The sequence below is a fragment of the Streptomyces sp. NPDC033136 genome, assembly GCF_055578235.1.
Genome location: NZ_JBVIPD010000002.1, coordinates 207525 through 231755 on the forward strand (window position 1 = coordinate 207525; position 24231 = coordinate 231755).

Annotated in this window: 17 protein-coding genes, 1 tRNA gene and 3 pseudogenes; 17 read left to right on the plus strand and 4 right to left on the minus strand. The window is 71.3% G+C overall.

The window, feature by feature from the left end:
• Positions 1-115 precede the first annotated feature (115 nt).
• The 3 genes from ACZ5TL_RS04065 to ACZ5TL_RS04075 are packed head-to-tail and all read right to left on the minus strand — an operon-like array spanning position 116 to position 5199.
• Complete coding sequence (locus tag ACZ5TL_RS04065; RefSeq protein ID WP_468587428.1) at positions 116-2260, minus strand: acetate--CoA ligase family protein; 2145 nt, start codon at positions 2258-2260, stop codon at positions 116-118.
• A gap of 4 nt (positions 2261-2264) precedes the next feature.
• Positions 2265-3506 carry a formyl-CoA transferase gene (frc, locus tag ACZ5TL_RS04070; protein WP_468587430.1) on the minus strand — a complete coding sequence of 414 codons (1242 nt, stop codon included), beginning with the start codon at positions 3504-3506 and terminating at the stop codon, positions 2265-2267.
• Positions 3507-3516: 10 nt separating this feature from the next.
• A complete protein-coding gene (locus tag ACZ5TL_RS04075; RefSeq protein ID WP_468587432.1) occupies positions 3517-5199 on the minus strand; it encodes a thiamine pyrophosphate-binding protein in 1683 nt (560 codons plus the stop codon).
• Positions 5200-5375: 176 nt separating this feature from the next.
• On the opposite strand from ACZ5TL_RS04075, the gene sucC reads away from it, so the two are divergent.
• The 3 genes from sucC to ACZ5TL_RS04090 are packed head-to-tail and all read left to right on the plus strand — an operon-like array spanning position 5376 to position 9035.
• Entirely contained in the window at positions 5376-6506 is a 1131-nt protein-coding gene (sucC, locus tag ACZ5TL_RS04080) for an ADP-forming succinate--CoA ligase subunit beta (RefSeq protein WP_468587434.1), read from the plus strand.
• Between the two features lie 14 nt (positions 6507-6520).
• Positions 6521-7453 carry a succinate--CoA ligase subunit alpha gene (sucD, locus tag ACZ5TL_RS04085; protein WP_468587436.1) on the plus strand — a complete coding sequence of 311 codons (933 nt, stop codon included), beginning with the start codon at positions 6521-6523 and terminating at the stop codon, positions 7451-7453.
• 40 nt (positions 7454-7493) lie between these two features.
• The gene (locus ACZ5TL_RS04090; protein ID WP_468587438.1) at positions 7494-9035 is read left to right on the plus strand and encodes an aldehyde dehydrogenase family protein; all 1542 of its coding nucleotides are present in this window, start codon (positions 7494-7496) and stop codon (positions 9033-9035) included.
• Between the two features lie 71 nt (positions 9036-9106).
• Here ACZ5TL_RS04090 and ACZ5TL_RS04095 read toward each other — a convergent pair whose 3' ends face one another.
• Positions 9107-10438 (minus strand): DUF2254 domain-containing protein, encoded by a 1332-nt coding sequence (locus tag ACZ5TL_RS04095; protein WP_468587440.1) that lies wholly within the window; start codon positions 10436-10438, stop codon positions 9107-9109.
• Positions 10439-10580: 142 nt separating this feature from the next.
• Between ACZ5TL_RS04095 and ACZ5TL_RS04100 the strand changes: the two genes are divergently transcribed.
• The 14 genes and pseudogenes from ACZ5TL_RS04100 to ACZ5TL_RS04165 all read left to right on the plus strand — a co-directional run bounded on the left by ACZ5TL_RS04100 (position 10581) and on the right by ACZ5TL_RS04165 (position 24094).
• Positions 10581-10665 (plus strand) — tRNA-Leu (locus ACZ5TL_RS04100).
• A gap of 221 nt (positions 10666-10886) precedes the next feature.
• Positions 10887-10997, plus strand: a pseudogene (locus tag ACZ5TL_RS04105) (hypothetical protein); the annotation flags it as partial.
• 219 nt (positions 10998-11216) lie between these two features.
• Positions 11217-12086 (plus strand): intradiol ring-cleavage dioxygenase, encoded by an 870-nt coding sequence (locus ACZ5TL_RS04110; protein ID WP_468587997.1) that lies wholly within the window; start codon positions 11217-11219, stop codon positions 12084-12086.
• Positions 12083-13180 carry a maleylacetate reductase gene (locus ACZ5TL_RS04115; protein WP_468587442.1) on the plus strand — a complete coding sequence of 366 codons (1098 nt, stop codon included), beginning with the start codon at positions 12083-12085 and terminating at the stop codon, positions 13178-13180. Before ACZ5TL_RS04110 ends, ACZ5TL_RS04115 begins: the two co-directional genes overlap by 4 nt.
• A 358-nt stretch (positions 13181-13538) precedes the next feature.
• Positions 13539-15356, plus strand: a complete 1818-nt coding sequence (locus ACZ5TL_RS04120) for a S8 family serine peptidase (RefSeq protein WP_468587444.1) — start codon at positions 13539-13541, stop codon at positions 15354-15356.
• Positions 15357-15384: 28 nt separating this feature from the next.
• A complete protein-coding gene (locus ACZ5TL_RS04125) occupies positions 15385-16464 on the plus strand; it encodes a ComEC/Rec2 family competence protein (protein WP_468587446.1) in 1080 nt (359 codons plus the stop codon).
• A 65-nt stretch (positions 16465-16529) separates the two neighbouring features.
• Positions 16530-17759, plus strand: a complete 1230-nt coding sequence (locus tag ACZ5TL_RS04130; protein ID WP_468587448.1) for a patatin-like phospholipase family protein — start codon at positions 16530-16532, stop codon at positions 17757-17759.
• A 10-nt stretch (positions 17760-17769) separates the two neighbouring features.
• Positions 17770-17942 (plus strand): annotated as a pseudogene (locus tag ACZ5TL_RS04135) (YceI family protein); the annotation flags it as partial.
• Positions 17939-18502: pseudogene (locus ACZ5TL_RS04140) on the plus strand (GTP-binding protein); the annotation flags it as partial. The pseudogenes ACZ5TL_RS04135 and ACZ5TL_RS04140, both read left to right, overlap by 4 nt.
• Positions 18503-18554: 52 nt before the next feature.
• A complete protein-coding gene (locus tag ACZ5TL_RS04145) occupies positions 18555-18917 on the plus strand; it encodes a hypothetical protein (RefSeq protein ID WP_468587450.1) in 363 nt (120 codons plus the stop codon).
• 120 nt (positions 18918-19037) lie between these two features.
• Positions 19038-20462 carry a serine/threonine-protein kinase gene (locus ACZ5TL_RS04150; protein ID WP_468587452.1) on the plus strand — a complete coding sequence of 475 codons (1425 nt, stop codon included), beginning with the start codon at positions 19038-19040 and terminating at the stop codon, positions 20460-20462.
• A 76-nt stretch (positions 20463-20538) separates the two neighbouring features.
• Positions 20539-21105 (plus strand): hypothetical protein, encoded by a 567-nt coding sequence (locus tag ACZ5TL_RS04155; RefSeq protein WP_468587454.1) that lies wholly within the window; start codon positions 20539-20541, stop codon positions 21103-21105.
• A gap of 153 nt (positions 21106-21258) precedes the next feature.
• Entirely contained in the window at positions 21259-23316 is a 2058-nt protein-coding gene (locus ACZ5TL_RS04160; RefSeq protein WP_468587456.1) for a ThiF family adenylyltransferase, read from the plus strand.
• 115 nt (positions 23317-23431) lie between these two features.
• On the plus strand, positions 23432-24094 hold the full coding sequence (locus ACZ5TL_RS04165) for a hypothetical protein (protein ID WP_468587458.1): 663 nt from the start codon (positions 23432-23434) through the stop codon (positions 24092-24094).
• The last annotated feature ends 137 nt before the right edge of the window (positions 24095-24231 follow it).

Below are 24231 nucleotides of genomic sequence, written 5' to 3' on the forward strand. Positions count from 1 at the left end.
GGGGGGGGGGGTGTTCTTTTTGGCTTTTCTTTTTTTCTGGTTTTTTGGGGGGGGGGGGGGGGGGGGGGGGGGGGGGGGGGCCCCCTCCCCCCCCCCCCCCCCCCGCTCCCTCACCTCATGTACCGCCCCCCAGCAGCCCCGCCTCCCGCGCCCAGCGGTACTTCGCACCGAGCACGGCCACCGGCTTCTCGGTCGTGTACGGGTACGCCACGACACCGCGCTCGAAGAGGTACTGGCAGGCCTCCTCGACCTCCACGTCCCCCGCGAGCGACGCCACCACGGGCTTCTCGATGCCGCGCTCCCGGAACTCGGCCACCACGCGCGCGGTGAGCTCGGCGAAGACCATCGGGGGAGTGACGATCGTGTGCCAGTAGCCCAGGACCAGCGCATGGATGCGCGGGTCCTCCAGACCGAGCCGGATCGTCGCCTCGTACGTCGACGGCGGCTCGCCCCCGGTGATGTCCACCGGATTGCCCGCGGCCCCGAAGGGCGGGATGAACTTCCGGAACGCCTCGTCCAGGTCGGGCGGGATCTCCATCAGCGACAGGCCGTTGTCCGTCACGGCGTCCGAGAGCAGCACTCCGCTGCCGCCGGCACCCGTGATGATCACGACGTTGTCACCCTCGGGAGCGGGCAGCACGGGCAACGCGCGCGCGTACTCCAGCATGTCGTTCAGCCCCGGCGCCCGGATGACGCCGGCCTGCCGCAGGATGTCGTCGTACACGGCGTCGTCGCCCGCCAGGGCGCCGGTGTGCGAACCGGCCGCCCTCGCACCCGCCGCCGTACGCCCCGCCTTCAGCACCACCACCGGCTTCTTCGGCACGGTCGCCCGCGCGGCCTCCACGAAGGCGCGCCCGTCCTTGAGGTCCTCCAGGTGCATCGCGATGCACTCGGTGTGCGGGTCCTCCCCGAACCAGGTCAAAAGGTCGTCCTCGTCCAGGTCCGACTTGTTGCCCAGCCCGACGATCGCCGACACGCCCGTCTTGGTGGTGCGGGCGAAGCCCAGGATGGCCATCCCGATGCCGCCCGACTGCGAGGTCAGCGCGACCCCGCCCTTGACGTCGTACGGCGTGCAGAACGTGGCGCACAGGTCCTGCCAGGTCGAGTAGTAGCCGTAGATGTTCGGCCCCAGCAGCCGGACGCCGTGCCGCTCGGCGATCGCCACGATCTCCGCCTGCAGTGCGTGCTCGCCGGTCTCGGCGAACCCGGAGGGGATCAGCACGGCGTTCGGGATGCCCTTGCGTCCCACCTCCTCCAGGGCCGAGGCCACGAACTTGGCGGGGATCGCGAAGACCGCCACATCCACCTCACCGGGAACGTCGGTGACACTCTTGTACGCCTTGCGGCCCAGAATGTCATCGGCCCTGGGATTCACCGGGTGGATGTCGCCCGCGAAACCTCCGTCGACGAGGTTGCGCATCACCGAGTTGCCGATCTTGCCCTGCTCGTTGGAGGCCCCGATGACGGCGACCGAACCCGGCTGCATCAGACGGCGCATCGACGTGAGGATCTCCTCCCGCGAGTACTTCCGGCGCGGCGCGGGCTGCGACTCGGCGAGGATGACCCGGATGTCCGCGGCCACCGCCCCCTCCGCGGTGGCGATCACCGGGTTGAGGTCGACCTCCGCGATCTCCGGGAAGTCCGCGACGAGTTCCGACACCCGGCGGATCTGCTCGGCGACGGCCCACCGGTCCACACCGGCCTGGCCGCGCACCCCGCGCAGGATCTCCGCCGAGCGGATCGAGTCGAGCATGGACAGCGCCTCGTCGGCGTCCACCGGCGCGAGCCGGAAGGTGACGTCCTTGAGGACCTCGACGAGCACTCCGCCCAGCCCGAACGCGACCACCTTGCCGAACGTCGGGTCCGTGACCGCCCCGACGATGACCTCCTGCCCCTTAGGCAGCAGTTCCTGCACCTGCACACCCGAGATGCGGGCGTTCGGGTCGTAGGCACGCGCGTTGTCGATGATGGTGTGGAACGCGGCCCGTACGCCCGTGGCGCCCTCGACGCCGACGATCACCCCGCCGGCGTCGGTCTTGTGCAGGATGTCCGGCGAGACGATCTTCATCACGACGGGCCCGCTGAAACGCGCCGCGAACGCCACGGCCTCGTCGACGTCGGTTGCCAACTCCTCGCCCGGTACGGCGATCCCGTACGCGTCGGCGATGACCTTGCCCTCGGGCGCGGTCAGCGCGGTCCGGCCCTCGGCCCGCACGGATGCGAGGAGGGACCGCACCCGCAGAACCCGGTCTTCGGCCATCACGTCAGATCACCCCGTTCGACTTGAGCAGGCGCACTTCCTCGTCGCCGAGGCCGAGTTCGCCGACGTAGACCTCTTCGTTGTGCTCGCCGAGCAGAGGTGAACTGGTCACCTCGACGGGGGAGTCGGACAGCTTGAGCGGGCTGCCAACGGTCACGAACTCGCCCCGCTCGGGGTGCGGGACGGTGACGACCATCTCGTTGGCGGCCAGCGACCGGTCCTCGATGATCTCCCTGGTGGACAGGATCGGCCCGCACGGGACGTTGTGCGCGTTGAGTCGCTCCAGCACCTCCCACTTGGGCAGGGTCGAGGACCACTCCTCGATCAGCTGGAACATCTTGCCGAGCTTGGGCAGCCGGGCCTCGGGCGTCGCCCACTCGGGGTCGTCGGCCAGCTCCGGGCGGCCGATGAGCTCGCTGAGCGGCCGCCAGCCGACGGGCTGCACGATGACGTACACGTAGTCGTTCGGCCCGCCCGGCGCGCACTTCACGGCCCAGCCGGGCTGGCCGCCGCCGGACGCGTTTCCGGACCTGGGAACCTCGTCGCCGAAGTCCTCGTTGGGATATTCAGCGAGCGGCCCGTGTGCCAGACGCTGCTGGTCCCGCAGCTTCACCCGGCACAGGTTGAGTACAGCGTGCTGCATGGCCACGTTGACCCGCTGCCCGCGCCCGGTGCGCTCCCGTTGGTAGAGCGCGGCGAGGATGCCCGCCACGGCGTGCACGCCCGTCCCCGAGTCCCCGATCTGGGCCCCCGTCGCCAGCGGCGGCCCGTCCTCGAAACCGGTGGTCGACATCGACCCGCCCATGGCCTGCGCGACGACCTCGTACGCCTTGAAGTTGGTGTACGGGCCCTCGCCGAACCCCTTGATGGAGGCATAGACGATACGCGGATTGATCTCCTGGATGCGGTCCCAGGTGAAGCCCATCCGGTCGACCGCGCCCGGTCCGAAGTTCTCGACCATGACGTCGGAGCGCCGGATCAGCTCGGTGAGGATCTCCTTGCCCCGTTCGGTCTTGGTGTTGAGGGTGATGCTCCGCTTGTTGCAGTTGAGCATCGTGAAGTAGAGGGAGTCGACGTCCGGCAGGTCGCGCAGTTGCTTGCGCGTGATGTCGCCGGCCGGCGCCTCCAGCTTGACGACGTCCGCGCCGAGCCAGGCGAGCAGCTGGGTCGCGGAGGGCCCGGACTGGACATGGGTCATGTCCAGGACGCGGATGCCTTCGAGGGCCTTGGTGGACGGAGCAGTCATCGGGGGCACCTCACTTGTACATGGTCTGGTTCATGGTTCCGGGGGCGTACGCGTCGGGATCGACCCAGACGTTGATCAGGGACGGCTTGCCGGACTCGCGGGCACGCCGCAGGGCCGGGCCGATGTCGGCGGGGTCGCGGACCTCCTCGCCGTAACCGCCCAGCATCTGGGCGAACTTGTCGTAGTGGACGTCACCGAGGGTGTTGCCGATCCGCTCGCGGTCCTTGCCGTACTTGGCGGCCTGGCCGTAGCGGATCTGGTTCATGGAGGAGTTGTTGCCGACGATGCCGACGAAGGGGAGGTCGTAGCGGACGAGAGTCTCGAAGTCCCAGCCGGTCAGCGAGAACGCGCCGTCGCCGAAGAGCGCGACGACCTCCTTGTCGGGCCGCGCCTGCTTGGCCGCGAGCACGAAGGGGACGCCGACGCCGAGCGTGCCCAGGGGCCCCGGGTCCATCCAGTGCCCGGGCGACTTGGGCTGCACGACCTGCCCGGAGAAGGTGACGATGTCGCCGCCGTCTCCGATGTAGATCGAGTCCTCGGTGAGGAAGTCGTTGATCTCGCTGACCAGCCGGTACGGGTGGATGGGTGAGGCGTCCGACTTCAGGTTCGGCAGCCGCTTCTCCAGAGCGGTCTGCTCGGCCGCCCGCAGCTCGTCCAGCCATTCCTTGCGCTTCGACGCCCCGCCGTTGACGCGTCCGGAGGCGGCCTCGGTGACCGACTTCAGCACCAGCCCCGCGTCGCCCACGATGCCGAGGTCGATGTCGCGGTTCTTGCCGACCGTGCGGTAGTCGAGGTCGATCTGCACGACGGTCGCGTCCGGGGACAGCCGCTTGCCGTAGCCCATGCGGAAGTCGAAGGGCGTACCGACGATGACGATGACGTCGGCGCCTGAGAAGGCGTACCGCCGGGAGAGCTGGAAGTGGTGCGGGTCGCCGGGCGGGAGGGTGCCGCGGCCGGCGCCGTTCATGTAGGCCGGGATGTTCAGCGTGCGCACCAGCTCGATGGCCGACTCGGTGCCCCGGGTCGTCCACACCTGGCTGCCGAGCAGGATGGCCGGCTTCTCGGCGTGCACCAGCAGGTCGGCGAGCCTCTCGATCGCCTCGGGGTCGCCGGCCGAGCGGGTCGAGGCGCGGTAGGACCCGGACCGCGGCACGCGTGCCTTGGACGCAGGCACCTTGGCGTCGAGCACGTCGCGCGGGATCTCCAGGAAGGAGGGGCCGGGCGCGCCGTGGAAGCACTCGCGGAACGCCATGGACACCATGTCCGCCGCGCGTGCCGTGTCCGGCACGGTTGCCGCGAACTTGGTGATGGGGTTCATCATGTCGACGTGCGGCAGGTCCTGCAGGGATCCCATCTTGTGCTGCGTGAGGGCTCCCTGACCGCCGATCAGCAGCATCGGTGACTCCGCCCGGAAGGCGTTGGCGACGCCGGTGACGGCGTCGGTCGTCCCCGGCCCGGCGGTGACCACGGCGCAGCCGGGCTTGCCGGTGATGCGTGCGTAGCCGTCGGCGGCGTGGGCGGCGACCTGTTCGTGACGGACGTCGACGACTTCGATGCCCTCGTCGACGCAGCCGTCGTAGATGTCGATGATGTGGCCGCCGCACAGCGTGTAGATGCGCTCGACCCCCTCGGCCTTCAGCGCCTTGGCTACGAGATGACCACCGGAGATCACGTCCTGGGTGTCGTCGGGCATGACGAAGTCCTGTCCCTTCGTAGGGGGTTGGAACGACTCGCGGTACATTGCATACAGTCGACGAATACTGTATGAAGCTTGTTATCCCGCATCCGGTGGGTGGTGTCCAGGGGGCGTGCGGCATTTTCGGGGGGCCGGGGGGCGCTCCCCGGAAAAGACGGCAGTCAGGAGCCGGAATGGACCTGTACGAACACCAGGCAAGGGAACTCTTCGAAGAGCACGGCATCTTGGTGCCGCGGGCCGAGGTGACGGACTCACCCAAGCAAGCCCGGGAGATCGCACGCCGGCTCGGCGGCCGTGTCGTGGTCAAGGCCCAGGTGAAGACCGGTGGGCGCGGCAAGGCGGGCGGAGTGAAGCTCGCCGTCGACCCGGCCGCCGCCGAACTCACCGCCCGTCAGATCCTCGGCATGGACATCAAGGGCCACACGGTCGGCAAGGTGATGCTGGCCCAGCCCGTGGACATCGACACCGAGTTCTACGTGTCCTACGTGCTCGATCGCGCGGCGGGCCGCTTCCTCGCGATCGCCTCGGCCGAAGGCGGCATGGACATCGAGGAGGTGGCCGCCACCCGCCCCGAGGCCGTGGCCCGCGTCCCCGTCGACCCCGCCGAGGGCGTCACCTCCGCGAAGGCGGGCGAGATCGCCGAGGCCGCCGGGCTGCCGCCGCAGACCGTCGACGTCCTCGTACGGCTCTGGGAGGTCCTGGTCCGCGAGGACGCCCTCCTGGTCGAGGTGAACCCGCTCGTCCGCACCGGGCAGGGGCAGATCCTCGCCCTCGACGGCAAGGTCACCCTCGACGACAACGCCCGCTTCCGGCAGGCCCGCTGGGGCGCGGAGGGCACGGAGCACGACGACCCGCTGGAGGCGGCGGCCGCCGCGAAGGGCCTCCACTACGTCAAGCTGGACGGCGAGGTCGGCATCATCGGCAACGGCGCCGGCCTCGTCATGTCGACCCTCGACGTGGTCGCGGGCTGCGGCGCGCGACCCGCCGACTTCCTCGACATCGGTGGCGGAGCGAGCGCCCAGATCATGGCGGACGGACTGTCGGTCATCCTCTCCGACCCGGCCGTGAAGTCCGTCTTCGTCAACGTCTTCGGCGGCATCACCGCCTGCGACGCGGTCGCCGACGGCATCGTCCGGGCGCTGGACACCGTACGGCTGACCAAGCCGCTCGTCGTGCGCCTCGACGGGAACAACGCGGCCCGGGGCCGGGCCGTCCTCGACGAGCACGCGCATCCGCTGGTCGAGCAGGTCACCACCATGGACGGCGCCGCCGCCCGTGCCGCCGAACTCGCCATTCGGGTCTGAGGAGAGGGAACGCCATGGCCATCTACCTCACCAAGGAGAGCAAGGTCCTCGTCCAGGGCATGACCGGCGGCGAGGGCATGAAGCACACCCGGCGCATGCTGGCCGCCGGCACGAACGTCGTCGGCGGCGTCAACCCGCGCAAGGCCGGCCACACCGTCGACTTCGACGTCCCCCAGTGCCTCAAAAGCCTGGGAGGTGCCCCCATGGCAGTCCCCGTCTTCGGCTCGGTCGCCGACGGGATGCGTGCGACAGGGGCGGACGTCACCGTCGTCTTCGTGCCGCCCGCCTTCGCCAAGGCGGCCGTCGTCGAGGCCGCGGACGCCGGCATCGGCCTCGCCGTCGTCATCACCGAGGGCATCCCCGTCCACGACTCCGTCGCCTTCACCGCCCACGCCAAGGAGAAGGGCACCCGGGTCGTCGGCCCCAACTGCCCGGGCCTCATCACGCCCGGCCAGTCCAACGCGGGCATCATCCCAACCGACATCACCAAGCCGGGCCGCATCGGCCTCGTCTCCAAGTCGGGCACGCTGACGTACCAGCTCATGTACGAGCTGCGCGACATCGGTTTCTCGACGTGCGTCGGCATCGGCGGCGACCCGGTCGTCGGCACCACGCACATCGACTGCCTCGCCGCCTTCCAGGACGACCCCGACACCGAACTGATCGTCCTCATCGGCGAGATCGGCGGCGACGCGGAGGAACGCGCCGCGGCGTACATCCGCGAGCACGTCACGAAACCCGTCGTCGGCTACATCGCCGGATTCACCGCGCCCGAGGGCAAGACCATGGGGCACGCGGGCGCGATCGTGTCCGGTTCCTCCGGCACGGCGCAGGCGAAGAAGGAGGCGCTGGAAGCGGTCGGGGTGAGCGTGGGCAGCACACCGACCGAGACGGCGAATCTCGTGCTCGCGCGGCTCGAAGGCCGACAGCGCGTCACCCGAGCCTGATTCCCCGCCCCCGACTGCGCACCGAGAGCGGAGCGATCCCATGGCACCCACCCTCACCCTCAAAGCCGGCACGTCCTGGCCCGACGCATGGCGGCGCTGCCTCACCGTCGCGCCCGAGGCCTTCCGGGACGACCGGGTCCTCAACCTCTGGAACGCCGCCTGGCAGGCGGACGGCCGGGTTCTGCCCGCCGTCAGCCCCGTCGACGGCAGCCCGATCGCCGGCCCGCCACGCCTGGACGGGGCCACCGCCCGCCGGGCCGTGCGCGCCGCCCTCGACCAGCATCGCGCCTGGCGGCACCTCCCCCTGGAGGAGCGCCGGGCCCGCGTCGCGGCCACCCTCGACGCCCTCGCCGAACACCGGCGGCTCCTCGCACTGCTGCTCGTGTGGGAGATCGGCAAGCCCTGGCGGCTCGCCCAGGCGGACGTCGACCGGGCCATCGACGGGGTCCGCTGGTACGTCGACGGCGCCGAGCCGATGCTCGCCGGCCGGGCCCCGCTGGACGGCCCGGTGTCCAACATCGCGAGCTGGAACTACCCGATGAGCGTGCTCGTTCACGCAGTGCTGGTGCAGGCACTGGCGGGCAACGCGGTCATCGCCAAGACCCCGACCGACGGCGGTGTCGCCTGTCTGACCCTGGCCTGCGCGCTCGCCGCCCGCGAGGGAGTTCCCGTGACCCTCGTCAGCGGCAGCGGAGGCGAGCTGTCCGAGGCACTGGTGCGGGCGCCCGAGATCGGCTGCGTCTCCTTCGTCGGCGGTCGCGACACCGGCGCCGCAGTGGCCACGGACGTCGCCGACCTCGGCAAACGACACGTACTCGAACAGGAAGGACTCAACACCTGGGGTATCTGGGACTACTCGGACTGGGACGCGCTCACCGCGGCGATCCCGGGGCTCTTCGACTACGGCAAGCAGCGCTGCACGGCGTACCCGCGCTTCGTCGTCCAGCGGCACCTGTTCGACGCGTTCCTGGCGGCGTACCTCCCGGCGGTGCGCACGCTCAGGGTCGGGCATCCGCTCGCCGTGGAGCAGCGGGACGACCCGTACCCCGAGCTGGACTTCGGGCCGGTGATCAACGCGGCCAAGGCGAAGGAACTGCGCGACCAGGTCACCGAGGCGATCGAGCGCGGCGCCGTGCCGCTGCACCGCGGCAGCCCGGACGACGCGCGCTTCCTGCCCGGCCAGGACACCTCCGCCTACGTCCAGCCGGTCACACTCCTCAACCCGCCCTCGTCCTCTCCGCTGCACCACGCGGAGCCGTTCGGCCCGGTCGACACGATCGTCCTGGTCGACACGGAGGCGGAGCTGCTGGCCGCGACGAACGCCTCCAACGGCGCGCTGGTCGCCACGTTGTCCACGGACAACCGGGTCACCTACGACCGGCTCGCCCCGCAGATCCGCGCGTTCAAGGTCGGTCACGGGCGGCCCCGCTCACGCGGCGACCGGGACGAGCTGTTCGGCGGGCTGGGCGCGTCCTGGCGGGGTGCGTTCGTGGGCGGGGAACTGCTGGTGCGCGCGGTGACGCGGGGACCGGTGGGGGAGAGGCTGCCGGGGAACTTCCCGGAGTACCAGTTGCTTCCGTGAGAGGGAGCTCCCGGTGCCCCTCGCCGGTGGGGCCCCTGGCCGACCGCTGTCGGGCGCCACCTGAGCCTCGCTCAGCCGATGCCCTGCCTGTCCGGGCGCAGCGCGAACGCGCGGTCCGCCGGGGTCGGGGCGGCGAGGTCGACCGCCTGGCGCAGGAGTGCGCGATGACGCAGCAGCGGCTCGCGGCGTTCCGGCGGGGCGAGCAGGAGCAGGTCGTCCAGGCCGGCCAGCATGCGCCGCGAAACCTGCGGGCTCCCGACGGCGCACCCCCGTACCTCGGTGAACCCCAGATCCACCAGCTCGGTCCACCCGGGCACGGCCTGCACCAGCCGCACCGTTCCGCCCCGGTCCCGGTGCAGGGCGGCGTCCAGAGGCCGACGGCTCAGCGCGGTCAGCAACTGGACGATGCGGTCCAGCGCCTGGACGGCCGTCGTCGGATCGTTGATCGCGGTCGACAGGGCACGCAGCGCGATGTCGGACAACTGCCGCAGCCCGAAGCCGAGATCCTGGTGGTAGGTCCGCTCCACCCCCACCGAGATCGCGGAACGCAGCGCCCTGCGCGGCGGGACCGGGCCGCCGTGGACCGCCAGCACGGGCATCCCCGGCACCACGAAGTCCCCGATCCGCGGGATCAGCCGCAGCACGAGACCGTACTTGCGCGCCACCCGCACGAGCCGCGCGATGTGCACGTCCCGCAGCACACCGGCCCGGCCCTCGTGCGGTACCCACGCGGCCTCGGAACCGAGGCCGGGGTCGTCCCGTCCGCTGACCCGCACGGGCATCGAAGCGGCGACCCGGAACGACTCCGTGGTGATCCGCGCGATCACATGGCTGATCCGCATCAGCCGCAGGGTGCTGTTCACGTACAGCACGAACAGCAGCAGGCTCAGCGCGACCATGCACAGCGTGAGGGCGGACTGCACCAGGGGCACCGACATGACGGCACGGGGGTCGTCGGTGCTGTCGAAGGCGGTCAGGACCAGCAGGGACAGCACGAAGGTGGCAAGGAACACCGCGAAGGTCGCCTTGGTGATCCGGCTGCGGACGAAGAGCCGCACCACGCGCGGGGTGAACTGCCCGCTCGCCATCTGCACGGCCACGAGCGAGATGCTGAAGACCACACCGATGAAGGTCATCATCGCGGAGCTGACCGTGCTCACCACGGCCTTCGCGTCCGCCGCGAACCGCAGCAGCTCGCCGAGCGTCTCGTAGTCGCGCTCCTCCTGGAGCCGCTCGACGATGGCCGCGTCGAGCGCCTCTGCCCCCACCCAGACCACGAAGACGCTCAGCATCGCCGCGGTGGGGGCGAACCAGAACGTGTCGCGCAGATGCTCCCTGAGCGGCGACAGCGCACGCGGACGACGCCCCGCCGCAGAGCTTTGCGTAACCATCCAGTCACTCATGGTGTGACCCTAGGTGCATCGGGGCGCCAGGTCCCGGACCTCCGCCCCGAGGAAGGAAACGCAGGTGAAAGGCACTGCGAAACCTTGGTATGGTTGTCCGTGTCGCCGCCGGGAGCACCCCTGGCAAGGCGGCAGACACCTGGTCCGGGTGGCGGAATGGCAGACGCGCTAGCTTGAGGTGCTAGTGCCCTTTATCGGGCGTGGGGGTTCAAGTCCCCCCTCGGACACAGACACAAACAGACCAGCACGGGCGGGTCGGGAAGCTTCCCGACCCGCCCGAGCTGTTGTGCGTCGCCGTTCAGCCCCGACCTGCACCACAAGCCGCCCACCAGCCCCGGCGCCCGGCTCCCGCACGCCCGGATCACGGCCGGCACCGCACCCTCTCCACCTTCGACAGGATCGGCCGGGGCCGCTTCACCCTGCTGACCGGCGTCGGGGAGAGGCCTGGGTGCGGGCCGCCTCGGCTCAGGACATTCCGATCGTCATCGTGGTGATCGGCCCCGGGCAGCAGTACGAGGACTCCTACGGCGACTGGCGCGCCTCGCGCGAGATCCCCGACGCGGGCGCCCTCCTCGTACGCCCCGACGGATTCGTTACCTTCCGCCACTCCTCCGCCACGCCTCCGCCGCACCGGACGCCGGGGAAGCGCTCGCGGACGCGCTGCGGCGGCTCCTCGGCCACGCCTGAGCGCGCGCCATCATGGAAGAAGGCGCGCGCCATCATGGAAGAAGGCGCGCGCCATCATGGAAGAAGCGGACGCCGACGACGAGGAGCCGGGATGACCACCGACGCGACCGGGACCAGCGTCACCGAACAGGCCGTCGCCAGTCTCCACGCGACCGCCGACCCGCGGCTGCGGGACCTGCTCACCGGACTGGTCCGTCACCTGCACGACTTCGCGCGCGAGACGCGGCTGACACAGCAGGAGTGGGAGCGGGCGATCGCGTTCCTGACGGCCACGGGACAGGCCTGCACCGACACCCGGCAGGAGTTCATCCTCCTGTCGGACGTGCTCGGACTCTCCATGCTCGTGGAGACCGTCAACGGCCGCCGCGCGCCCGGGGCCACGGAGTCGACCGTGCTCGGCCCCTTCCACCTGAGCGAGTCGCCGGTCCGCGCGCTCGGCGACGACATCGACCTGGTGGGCGGCGGCGAGCCGTGCGTGGTCAGCGGCCGGGTACGGTCCGGGGACGGCATCCCGCTGCCCGGCGCCGTCGTCGACGTCTGGCAGGCCGACGACAAGGGCTTCTACGACGTCCAGCAGCCCGGCATCCAGCCCGCCGGCAACGGACGCGGACTGTTCACCGCCGACGCCGAGGGCCGCTTCTGGTTCCGCACCTGCGTTCCGGCGGCGTACCCCATCCCCACCGACGGCCCCGTGGGCGGGCTGCTGCGCGCGACCGGGCGGCACCCCTACCGCCCCGCGCACATCCACTTCATCGCCTCGGCCGCGGGACACACCCCCGTCACCACGCACATCTTCGTGGCGGGCGGCGACTACCTCGACTCCGACGCGGTGTTCGCCGTGAAGCAGAGCCTGGTCCGGGACTTCGCGGAGACGGACGATCCCTCCCTGGCCCGGGAGTTCGGCGTGCCCAGCCCCTTCCGTCACGCCGACTTCGACCTCGTCCTGGAGCGCACCGCATGACGTTCCAGGAGGAGTTCACGTACGAGACCCGGCCCGTGCGGGTCGTCTTCCGGCCCGGCGCGGCCGTCACCGCGACCCCGGACGAAGCCGCCCGCCTGGGCCTCAGACGGCTGCTCGTGGTGTGCGGCAGCCACGGCGAGCGCGTCGCCCGGGCGGTCGCCGACGCGCTCGGCGACCGCTGCGCCGGACTGCACGCCGAGGCCCGGATGCACGTCCCCGTCGAGGACGCCGACCGGGCCGTCGCGGCGGTACGGGCGGCCGGGGCGGACGGTTGCGTCGCGGTCGGCGGCGGGTCGGCGATCGGGCTCGGCAAGGCGATCGCCCTGCGCACCGGGCTGCCGCTGATCGCCGTGCCGTCGACCTACTCGGGTTCCGAGATGACCCCGGTTTGGGGCCTGACCGAGCACGGCGTCAAGCGCACCGGCCGCGACCCGGCCGTCCAGCCCCGCAGCGTCGTCTACGACCCCCAACTCACGCTCTCCCTGCCCGTCTCCCTGACCGTGACCAGCGGCGTCAACGCCCTCGCGCACGCCGTCGAGGCGCTGTACGCCCCGGACGTCTCCCCGCTCGTGTCGGTCATGGCTGAGGAGGGCGTCCGGGCGATGGCCGAGGCCCTGCCCCGGCTGACCGCCGACCCGGAGGACCTGGACGCGCGCGGCCGGGCGCTGTACGCGGCGTGGCTGTGCGGCGCCTGCCTCGGCGTGACCACCATGGGGCTGCACCACAAGCTGTGCCACGTCCTGGGCGGCACCTACGGACTGCCCCACGCCGAGACCCACACCGTCGTCCTGCCGCACGCCCTCGCCTACAACGCCCCTGCTGCGCCACGGGCGTTGACCGTACTGCGCCGCGCCCTCGGCACCGACGACGTGCCGCGCGCCCTGTGGGACCTGGCCGGCCGCCTCGGCGCACCCCGCTCCCTCGCCGGCCTCGGCCTCTCGGCAGGCGACGTGATCCCGGCGGCGGACCGGGTCGCGGCCGAGCCGTACGCCAACCCGCGCGAGGTGACGGCGGAGGGGGCCCGGGCCGTGCTGCTCGCGGCGTACGAGGGAGGGCCGCCCTCGGCGGCACAGGGGCAGGGGCAGGGGCGGTAGTCAGCTGCCCCTGCCCGCCCCGGCAGGGCACGGCCCGCCGTGACGCGACATCACCGCGCTCCGCCTGTCGTGGCGTCAGCGCGCTGCCGGTGCACCGCCGAACCTTCCCGGGCATGTGGAGCCCTGCGTACGTGGAACCCCCGCCTACGGCGCTTCCCGCGTACGGCGAGCCCCGCGCCCCACGATCCCGGGGCTCGCGGACGTCTGTCGACGTGCCCCACCGGGCGTGCCGGCGCGGTCGCCCTTGCGGTTGCAGCCGCTCATGACCAGGGCGGAAAATGGAGACAGGCCCTCGGCCGCTGTCGCCGTCTCCCACCGCCATGCGCAGGGCCGAACGCACAGCGCCCCGGGAGTCCCCATGGACCGAGCCGACCTCTCAGCGGTGTTCTACGGGGAGGATGCCGTACCTGTCCTGTGGGCCACCTACTGCCCCGTGCACTTCGACGTGTGGCTCGCGTTCGCCCAGCCGCCGCCCTCGCGCGGGAACGCCGACGGACCGGAGGGCGGGGTCGGCCAGGGCCCCGGAGCCGCGGCCCGCACGGCAGAGCCGGGACGGCAGGACCTGATTCTCGCGATCCGTGAGGAATACGGCGTCGAGCAGGTGCTGGAGCGTTTCCAGAGCCGCGCGCTGATGGAGAAGTGCCGTCCGATCGCGGCCGGCAGCTTCGTGGCGGCGCAGCTGACCCTGAAGGAACTCGTCAGCGAGGTCCTGCCCCTGACCAGTCTCGCCGGCGCCGTACGCGTCGCCCACGAGCTCGCCCGCAGCGGCGGGACCGAAGGCGTCGAAGCGGCCCTCGCCGGACACGTCAGGACCCCGGCCACCAGCGAGATCCACGACAGCATGGAGCGCCGGCAGGAGCGCGGCCGCCACGTCACCTGGCTCCTGCGGCTGCTGCACCGTGTCGTGGAGGACGCGCGGCCGGCCCCGGCCCCGGGTGAGACCCGGGAACGGGCCGTGACCGGCGTACTCGTCGACATGCTGGACGCCGTCGTCGTGGACACCGGCCCCGTGCGCAGGCCGCACGCACCCGCCGGGCGGGTGGCCGACCGAAGACAGAAGTACCCGGTCGTCTCCGTGACGACGAACCGGCCGGCGACCGGCGCGGTCGTACGGTCCCGCCGGACGATCAAAGCCGACGCGGCGGAGCAGGTCTTCTCGGTCGACACCGCCTCCATCGGCTGGGCGGTGGTCGACAGCGGCATCGATCCGCGGCACCCCGCCTTCCACGACTGGGACACCACCGGCTCCACGCCGCGGAGACTGGAGACGCGCATCGCCCGCTCCTTCGACTTCACCGACGTACGGGAGAAACTCTCCGCCGACGTGCTCGTGGGTGGCCTCGTCAACTGGTCGGCCGCCCTGCCGTCCGTCGACACCACCCCGTCCCCGAAACAGCCCGCACGGCCACCGCCCGGCGACCAGCACGGCACGCACATCGCCGGCATCATCGGCGGCTGGTGGCCGGAGCTGGACTTCCGCGGCGTCTGCCCGCGCATCCGGCTCTACGACTTCCGGGTCCTCGACGACGACGGCGGCGGCGACGAGTTCTCCATCGTCACCGCGCTCCAGGCGATCCGGCACATCAACGAACAGGCCGGACGGTACATCGTCGCCGGGGTCAACATCAGCCTGTCGGTCCCGCACGACGTCGCCAGCCACTCCACCGGATGGACACCCGTGTGCGTCGAGTGCGACCGCCTGACGCGGTCGGGCGTCGTGGTCGTCACCGCGGCCGGCAACGCGGGATTCACCGGCACCGTGCGGACCGTGGGCACCGACTACCGGGGCATCAGCATCTCCGACCCCGGCAACGCCGAGTCCGTCATCACCGTCGGCTCCACCCACCGCAGCAACCCGCACCGCCACGGCGTCAGTTACTTCTCCAGCAGGGGCCCCACCGGCGACGGGCGGCCCAAGCCCGACCTGGTGGCGCCGGGGGAGGACATCGACGGACCCATCCCCGGCGAGGGCATCGCCGCCATGCACGGGACCAGCCAGGCGGCCGCCCATGTCAGCGGAGCAGCGGCCATGCTGCTGGCCCGTCACCGGGAACTGCTCGGCCGCCCGGAACGCGTGAAGGAGATCCTCTGCGCCACGGCGACCGACCTCGCTCGCGAACGCCACTTCCAGGGCCATGGACTCGTCGACGTGCTGCGCGCCATCCAGTCCGTCTGACGACCCGGCCCACCAGCCAGGAGCCGACATGCTCACCTTCGATTTCCTCGACGCCCGGCACGGCGACTGCTTCCTCGTCCGCTGGGGCGCGCCCGCCGAACGGGTCATGCTCGTCGACGGCGGTCCGGGCGGCGTCTACCGGGCCACGCTCCGCGGCCGGCTGCTCCAGCTCGCAGGCCCGGACGGCGGCGGCCCGCCGCACCTCGACGTCGTGTGCCTGTCCCACGTCGACGACGACCACGCCGGCGGACTCGTCCGGCTCTTCCGGGACATGAGGCAGGCCCTCCAGGACGGAGACGTCCTGCCGTACGCGGTGGACGCCCTGTGGTTCAACTCCGTGGAGGAACTCGTCGACACGCGCGCCCCCGGGCTGAGCGCATCCGTCCGCCCGCTCCTCGAACGCGCCGCCACCGACGCGGCGGTCGGGGCCAGCTACCAGCAGGGCCGCGACATCCGCAACGCGGCCACCGCTCTGCGCCTGGACGGCAACACCCCGTTCGGCGGCCCGCTCACCGAGGGCGCCGAGGCCACCCTCGACGACCTGGACGTCACGGTCGTCGCGCCCGACGAGGAAGCGCTGGAGGAACTGGAGGAACGGTGGCGCAAGGCGAAACAACGCGGCGATCCCGGCATCCTCACGGCGGGGTACACCGACGGGTCGGTGCCGAACCTCTCCAGCCTCGTCCTGCTGCTGCGCCACGAGGGCCGCACCGCCCTGCTCACCGGTGACGCCCGCGGCGACCACGTCCTGACCGGGCTGCGCGAACTGGGCCTGCTCGGCGACGCGGAACCCCTCCACGTCGATCTGCTGAAACTGCCGCACCACGGCAGCGACCGCAACGTGGAAGCGGGCTTCTTCGAGCAGGTGCGGGCCGACCACTACGTCATATCCGCCGACGGCATCCGCCACCACCACCCCCACGAGGACACCCTGCGCTGGCTCGTCGAGTCCCGGGCACCGGACGACGCCTACGTCGTCCACCTGACCAACCACATCCCGTTCGCCGAGGAGGAGCTGACGCGCCTGCGCGAGGGCCGCGCCTTCGACGTCGCCGTCCGGGCGCCCGCCGAGCAAGCGCTCCTCATCACGATCGGAGACCGGCCATGACCTCCTCCCGGCAGGCCCCCGCCCCTCCCGCCCCTCCCGCCCCTCCCGTGCCCCCGGCTGACGCCGTGACAGCCGCGGGTCCGCGATGGATCGTGGACTCGCCCGCGGTCGGCACCGGCCTCGTGGCGCGTCCCTGCGGCGACACCCTCCGCCCTGCCGAACCACCCGCCACGGCACACCCGGTCGCGCTCGCGCTGTCCGGTGGCGGATTCCGCGCCACCCTCGCCGCCCTGGGCTTCGTCCGGCTGCTGGCCGACACCGGGCTGCTGCCCCGGCTGCGGTACTCCTCCTCCGTGTCCGGCGGTTCGATCGCCAACGGCTGCCTGGCCACCGCCTGGCCCGCGCTGCGGCAGGAGGACTTCACCGCGCGCGCCGTCGACGAGCTGGTCATCGCGCCGGTCGTCGACCGCGTCTCCTCCCGTTCCCTCAAGCGTGCTCTCCTCTGCGGCCTGTGGCGGACCCTCGGCCCCACGACCCGCACGGACCTGCTGGCCAGACGTCTGGACGAGTGGTTCTTCCAGAAGACCGAACTGGAGCGGCTGGACCCGCAGGTGCGCTGGATCGTCAACGCGGCCAACCTGGCCACCGGTGCCCGCTTCACCTTCGAACGCGACGTGTACGGCGACTACACCATCGGCCTGGCCCCCACGGCCGGCACCCGGCTGCGGCTGAGCCGGGCCGTGTCGGCCTCCGCCGCGGTGCCCGGCGCGTTCCCGCCCGTCGTCCTCGACCAGGGCCCCTTCCCCTGCGCCACCCACCCGCCCGCGCTGCTCGACGGCGGTACGTACGACAACACCGGTCTGGAGGCCATCGACGGCGACCGCTACCGCCACACCTTCCTGTGCGTCCTCAACGCCGGAGGACTGCTGCGCCCCGGCGTGTACGGGCGCGTCCCGGTGGTCCGCGACCTGGCCCGGGCGAACTCGCTGCTGTACCGGCAGAGCACGACGCTGCGGACCCGGGCCACCGTCGAACGCTTCGAGCACGCCGGGGCCGCGGGCCCGGACGGCGAACCGCCACGCGGTGCCCGCCGGGGAGTCCTCGTCCAGCTCTCCACCGACTTCCCCGCGGACGGCCCCGAGGCCCTGCGCCGCTGGCGCGAGGCCTTCGCCGAACACCCGGCCCACGACGGCCGGCACCTCGCTCTCGTCCCGACCGTCTTCGACCGCCTCGACCCCGGCCTGTGCCGAGCCCTGGTGCACCGCGGCTGGTGGCTCGGCGGCGCCGCCCTGGCGACGTACCACCCGGAGTGGCTTCCGGACGACCTGACAGCCCTGCGCCCGCCGCGACCGTGACACCTCGACACACGGCGTGAGCCGCTCGGTGTCCCTGGACACCACGTACCCCGGCACCATCAATGGCGGTTACGGGCAGGAACTGAGTGCGCGGCTCTCGCCACGGCGGAACCGCACCGCGAGGACCACACCCTCAACCTGGTGTTCCATGCCGCCCCTGGCATCGCGGCGGTCGGCCCGACGACCTCATCGACACCCCGGGGCGCGTCGACTTCGCCGACGAGGTGGAGCGGGCACTGCGGGCACTCGACGGCACTGTGACCGTGTTCGACGCAGTGGCCGGGGTGGAACCGCGAAGCGAGTCGGTGTGGCGGCAGGCCGACCGTTACGGCGTACCGAGGCTCGCGTTCGTCAACAAGATGGACCGCGCCGGTGCGGACCTCGACGCGGCCGTGGCGTCGATCCGGGAGCGACTGCACCCGGCTCCGCTGGCCGTGCAACTGCCGATCGGCGCGGAGGACTCCTTCAACGGCGTCGTCGACCTCGTCCGCATGCGCGCCCTGCCGTGGACGGACACAGACGCTCCGGGGGCCGCACCGGTGCGGGACGACCTGCGGGACGAAGCCGCCGCCCGCCGCCGGGCGCTGGAGGAGGCAGTGGCGGAACTCCACCCGTGCGCACTGGAGGAGTTCTGCTCCACGGGCTCACTCCGCGAGCGGACTCTCTCCGCGGCACTGCGGGACCTGACCCGGGACGGCGACGGCGTGGTCGTGCTGTGCGGCTCGGCGTACCGCCTCCCAGGCACCCTTCACGGTGTCCGTGCAGCCCGAGCAGAGTGAGCCCCGGGAGCGGGCGATGGTGCTCTACCGGACGCTGACCGACGACGAAGTCCGGAAGATGAAGTCCCTGAAGAGCAGTCAGGGTGTCTTCTCCTACTTGAAGTCGCCGGGCGGCCGTCCGCTCGCCTACGCGCCGTTCCTGGAACACGCTCCGCAGCGGTACCTGGAGGAGCAGGCCTCCAGCGGGCGCATGGAGTTCTCGGACACGCCTGGTCGACTGCCGGACTTCAGCCGGGCGCGGCGGGCGGACGCGGAGGCCGGAGGACGACCACGGCCGGAAGACGCCTGCGAGCGGGCGGTCCCTGTGGGTGCCGAGGTCCTGTCGTGTACCACGGGGAGCCCATCACCCTCTAGGGTGAAATTTCAGGCAAACGGATAGTCATAGACCTGACGTCGTGTCACAGTGCCTTTCGCGCCAGATTCGTCGGGGGGGGCGAAAGTGGGAGTGCCGAGCACAGAACCGGCCAGATACGAGCTTCGTGAACGGCTTTCGGGGGGGATGGCTGAAGTCTGGAAAGCCAGGGACCTGCTGCTGAACCGCACAGTGGTGATCAAGTCCCTTCGGGTCCGAACGCCCGGCGACGCACTCGCCCAGCGCTTCGTTCGGGAAGCCAAAGTGCTCGCGGCCATCGACGACCCGCGCATCGTCAAGATCTACGACGTGAGTGTGGAACCGTCCGGTCAGGATTACTGCCTGTACCTGATCACCCAGTTCCTCGACGGCCTCACCCTCCAGCAGTACCTCGCCGCCCGCCCTCGGCCTTCGGTGTCCGAAGTGGTTTCACTGATAGCGCAGTTGTGCGAGGCGGTTGCCATGGTCCACGCGCGGGACCTGGTCCACCGCGACCTCAAGCCCGCCAACCTCATGCTCTGCCCGGTCTCGGGAGTCTCCGTCCCTGGCGGCGCACAGTCACGGCTCGTCCTGATCGACTTCGGTATCGCCCGCCCTCTTTCCGCAAGGGAATCCGGCTCCCTCGACACGGGGCTCACTCAGCACGGCTACTTCGTGGGAACCGCCGCCTACACACCGCCGGAGCTCTTCACCGGTGCGGCTCCCAGTGTCGCATCCGACCTCTATTCCATCGGCTGCATCCTCTTCGAGGCGATAGCCGGCCGAGGACCCTTCTCCGAGGCGGCCGATTTCACCGACTACTGGAATGCGCACCGAGAGGCCCTCGTCCCTTCCCTCCGCGCCGAACGACCCGACGTTCCCGTCCCGCTCGACGACCTGGTCAGGGACCTGCTCGCCAAGTCTCCCGCCGACCGCCCCACAGGCACGGCCGAAGTGCTCGCCCGCCTCGACGGGATCGTCTCCGTGCGCGCAGCTCCAGGGCGACGGCCGCGCCGTGGAGCCGCTGACCAGGTCGGAGCCGTGCACAGGATCGAGGCCGAGTTTCGAGGCGCCATGTCCGTGGCGAGCCCGCACGAACGCACCGAGCGACTGGAGGAGCTCCTCCGAAAGGCTGTCGACGCCCTCTCCGCCGACCACGGCGTCACCTGGCTGATCGCGCTGAACCTCGGGCGGACCATGAGGGAGGCGGGCAGGCCCGACCAGGCGGTGTCGCTGCTGACGATGCTGCGCACCCAGCTGATGTCGCGGTTGCCCGCCGGTGACCCGATCGCCGTCCTCTGCCGGCTCAATCTCGCTCGTTACACCGGCGAGTGCGGCCGCCCCGCGGAGGCAGCCGCTCAGCTGGGCGAGCTGCTCGCTTCGGTAAGAGGCGAGAACAGCGCGGATGACCGGACGCTTCTGGAAGCACGCTTCGACCAGGCGCACTGGAGCTATGCCGCAGGTGACGTCGCCGCCGCACGCAGACTGTTCGACGCGCTGCTCACCGATCACGTCACGATCTTCGGCCCCGACGGGGACGACACCCGGTTCCTGCGCAACTGCCTGGCCCGATACCCGGCACTGCGCGCCTGACGGCAGGGCCGTCCCGGACGCCCGGACACCGGCCGCGTCCCCCTTTCCATCACTTCGAGCAGAAGGCGACCCGCTCGTGGCAGACAAGTACGACCTCAACGCCGTTCGCGACAGCTTCTTCGCGAGCCAGCGACGCAACTCCGAGGCGCCCACCGTCCCCGACCAGCAGGTGTACGTGGACCGGACCGGCCGGGTCCGCCTGGGCACCGGCGATGAGGGGGACGCACCGCTGTCCAAGGTCCCCCATGGCACGTTCGCGGTGCTCAGCAAGGCACAGCGCTTGGCGGAGGAGCGGCAGGTCGCACGGCGAAAGCTGCCCGCCAACGCCTACTACGAGGACACCCCCGGCGCGGAGGGGTGGGTGTACAGCATCGCGACGGAGTTCGGGAACACCTACGTGATGTGCGCGACGTTCAACGGCACGCAGTACGACGTGCGGCTGCTCGATCCACCGCTGGAGAGCGTTCCGAAACTCGACCAGCACGGCAACCACCTGTACAAGAGCGGCAAGATCTGCCTGAGCAGCAGCTCCGGCAGCGGCATGCCCGACCTGGAGACCGCGTACTCGCGGTCGGCCGTGTGGGCACTGGGTGTCGACTTCGTACAGATGGGGCATTCGTTCCCCTTCAATCACAATCAGTGACGCGGCAGATCTCCGTACCGCTGACAGCACGGCCGAAGCCACAGGAGCCCGCAGCGAGTTCCCAGAGCACCGCCGTGAGAAGGTCCGGCAGTCCGCGGTCGCGGACTGCCGGAGTTCCCCGGGCTTTGCCCCAGCCGCTGAGGAGACCCCTGCATGCTGCCTGTCCGCATCTTCGACTTCGTCCTCGACGCGTTGGACGGAACCCTCGGGGCCGTGCAGCCCGAGCAGGGAGGCGCCTTGCTCGGGCTCCGGGGCCAGGACGTGGTGACCTCGTTCATCCACGACCCCACCGCCCGGGTGACCCGCATCGAGTACCAGAACTCGCAGTGGCTGCTCGACGAGATCACCCAGCGCGAGCAGTCCGGTGTGCAGCGCTTCAAGGGCATCGTGCACTCCCACCCCGCCCGAACGCCCCAGCCCTCCCATCAGGACCGGCACGAGTTCGCCACGGCCCTCGAGGCCAATCCGGAGCTCGGCCGGTACATCGGGCCGATCGTCACGCACGACGGCGGCAGTGCGCTCGGGCCGCACGAACTGCGCACATCCCCGGGGGTCCGGATCTCGTTCTTCTGCGGCACGTTCGACGGCCCCCGGTTCACCTTGGAGCGAATGCGCCCGATCCGCATCCCCCTGCGCGCAGCCGTCGAACGGGCCGGTCTGCCCTTCCCCGAGAGCACGGTGCAGGTGCTCGACGACGTCCACGGCGTCAGCGTGCCGCTTCCGGATGATCTGTTCGGGCCTTGCCGGCACCTTTTCGTGACGGCGCACTTCCCCTTCACCGCGCCCGTGGTGTACGACCTCGACAGTCTTGACGGAGCCGGCGTGCGCGCGCTGCCGTGGGACCTCGCGTCCCCTCCCGTCGCCCGTCTGGCAGGTGCGCTCCAGTCCGTGCTCCGCACCATGAACGGGGTGAACGGGCTGCCGTCGACGGGCCGGAAGGCGAACGGCACGGCGACGACGCCCCCGGCCCCGGAAGGTGGTGAGGCGTCAGTGGAAGCGGCACCGGAGGCGGCTGCGGCACCGGCAGAGGGAGGTCACCGGCCGCTTGCCCCGGCCGGGCACGCATGGCCGGTCGCCCGCGAGGCCGCCGCCTCTCGCACGACGGGACCGGACACCGGCACGATGCCGGTGTCCGGTGCTCTGCCGGATCCCGGCACACCCGCGGCACCGGGTGCCTCGGCGGTGCCCGGCCGTCCCGCCCGGCGCGGCATGCTGCGCCGGGTCGGCGCGTGGTTCGGTCTCACCAGCCGCACGTCCCTCGGACACGCGCTGTTCGCGCGTACCGGCGGCCTCCTGTCGCCGGCTCTGGCCGACCGCCACGTCCTGCTGGTGGGCGCGGGATCGGTCGGCTCCTATCTCGCCGACGTGCTCGTGAGGTCCGGCGTAGGCCGGATGACCGTCGTGGACCCCGATCGCGTCGAAGCCGCCAACATCGGCCGCTCACTGTTCACCGCCCATGACATCGGCTCGCCGAAGGCCAACGCCACGGCTCGTCACCTGCGGAACGTCCACCCCGGCATCAGGACGCGGGCCTGGAGGGCGAGCGTCGATGACATCAAGCCGCAGCGCTGGAGGAAGACGCTGCCGAACGTCGATCTGATCATCGCCGCGACCGACGACAACGCCGCCCAGCAGCGCCTCAACCATCTGGCCTACTGGTTCGGCAAGCCCGCCGTCTTCGTCGGGCTCTACGAGGGTGCGGCCGGCGGCGAGGTGGTCTTCTCCAGGCCGCCGCTGCCGTGTTGGGCGTGTTCGACCGGGGGTGTCCGCGAGACGCTGGGGAACCTGGGAATGCGGCCGGCCACGGACTACGGAACCGGCCGCAGCTTCGCGGTCCCCGGACTCCTGCCCGACATCCAGCATGTCTCCTCGTCCGGCGCGAAGATCGCTCTGGCGCTGCTCCACGACGATGCGCAGGACCGGATCACTCGCTTTTTGGCGAAGCCCCTTGAGGAGCACCTGCCGATGGTGCTGATGGCCATGGAACCTGACCACTGGTTCTTCCCGAAAGTCATGGAAAAGGTGCCCGGCCAGCATGCTTTCCAGAGCATCTGGGTGCGCACCGGACGACGCCCGGACTGTCCGGTCTGCGGTGACGAAGCCCGCCGCGTCGACCCGCTGGAGTACCACGGCGATGCCAAGGACTCGGCGGCCACGGAACAGATGCAGCAGGCTCTCCGTGCCCGCCGGGCGGTCTCCGGCTCCCGGTAGTCGCCCGCCCCGCACACCCTGCCGACTTCACAGGCGCTGCCCGTGCCCACCCTCCCCAGGGCCGACGACGCCGGCACCTGCGATCGAACGAATGAACACGGAGCACCCGGGAATCATGGGAGATGAACAGCTCAGACGCATGCGCGAGGCACGTCAGCGACGCCTGGAGGAGCAGAACCAGGCACCCGCGAACCTCCGCCCCCGGACCGCGACGCACCTCCAGCCCGCGCCACCGCGCCCCCGGCGTGCGCCTGATCAGCCCTCGAAGCCGCGTCCGGTCCCGAGGCGGAGTGCGCCGACATCACGGGGCGGCGGAGCGCCCGCGAACCGAACTCCCCGGTTCGGCACAGGTGAGCCCAGCCGTCTCGGTCACGCCGCCGCCCTCAGCGCACTGCTGTGGACTGTCCTGCTGACCACAGGCTGGCAGCTCCCTCTCGAACTCGCCGACGAAGTCCGCCTGTCCTGGCCATGGCCCGCCGAACTCGCCGTGCGGGAGGAGGCCGCACCCTGGTACCGCGACCTGGTCCAGTACGTGCTCCTCAGCGGGCCCGCCGTGGAGAAACAGTGGCTGTACCCCGCGATCGCGGTGGCCGCGGCGTTCGCGCTGCGGTGGTCCAGAGCGCTGCCCGCCGCCTTCCACGCACTACTGGGATGGTCGGCCGCTGTCTACGGCTTCGCCGCGCTGACAGCGCTGGGACCGTGGGCGCTCAGGATGTGGCCGGTGACGGCCGTGATCGGCGGGCTCTCTCTGCTGATGCTGTTCCGACGCCCCAAATGACACGGCAGGGCCTTCGCGGCCGCGACCGATCCGCTCGGCCGGAGCCCGGACTCCACCGGCGGGACACGCGTCCACTGGCGCTGACGGTCAACGACCGCTGACAGGCAACGGTATGCAGGACACCGTATGCCTGCCTT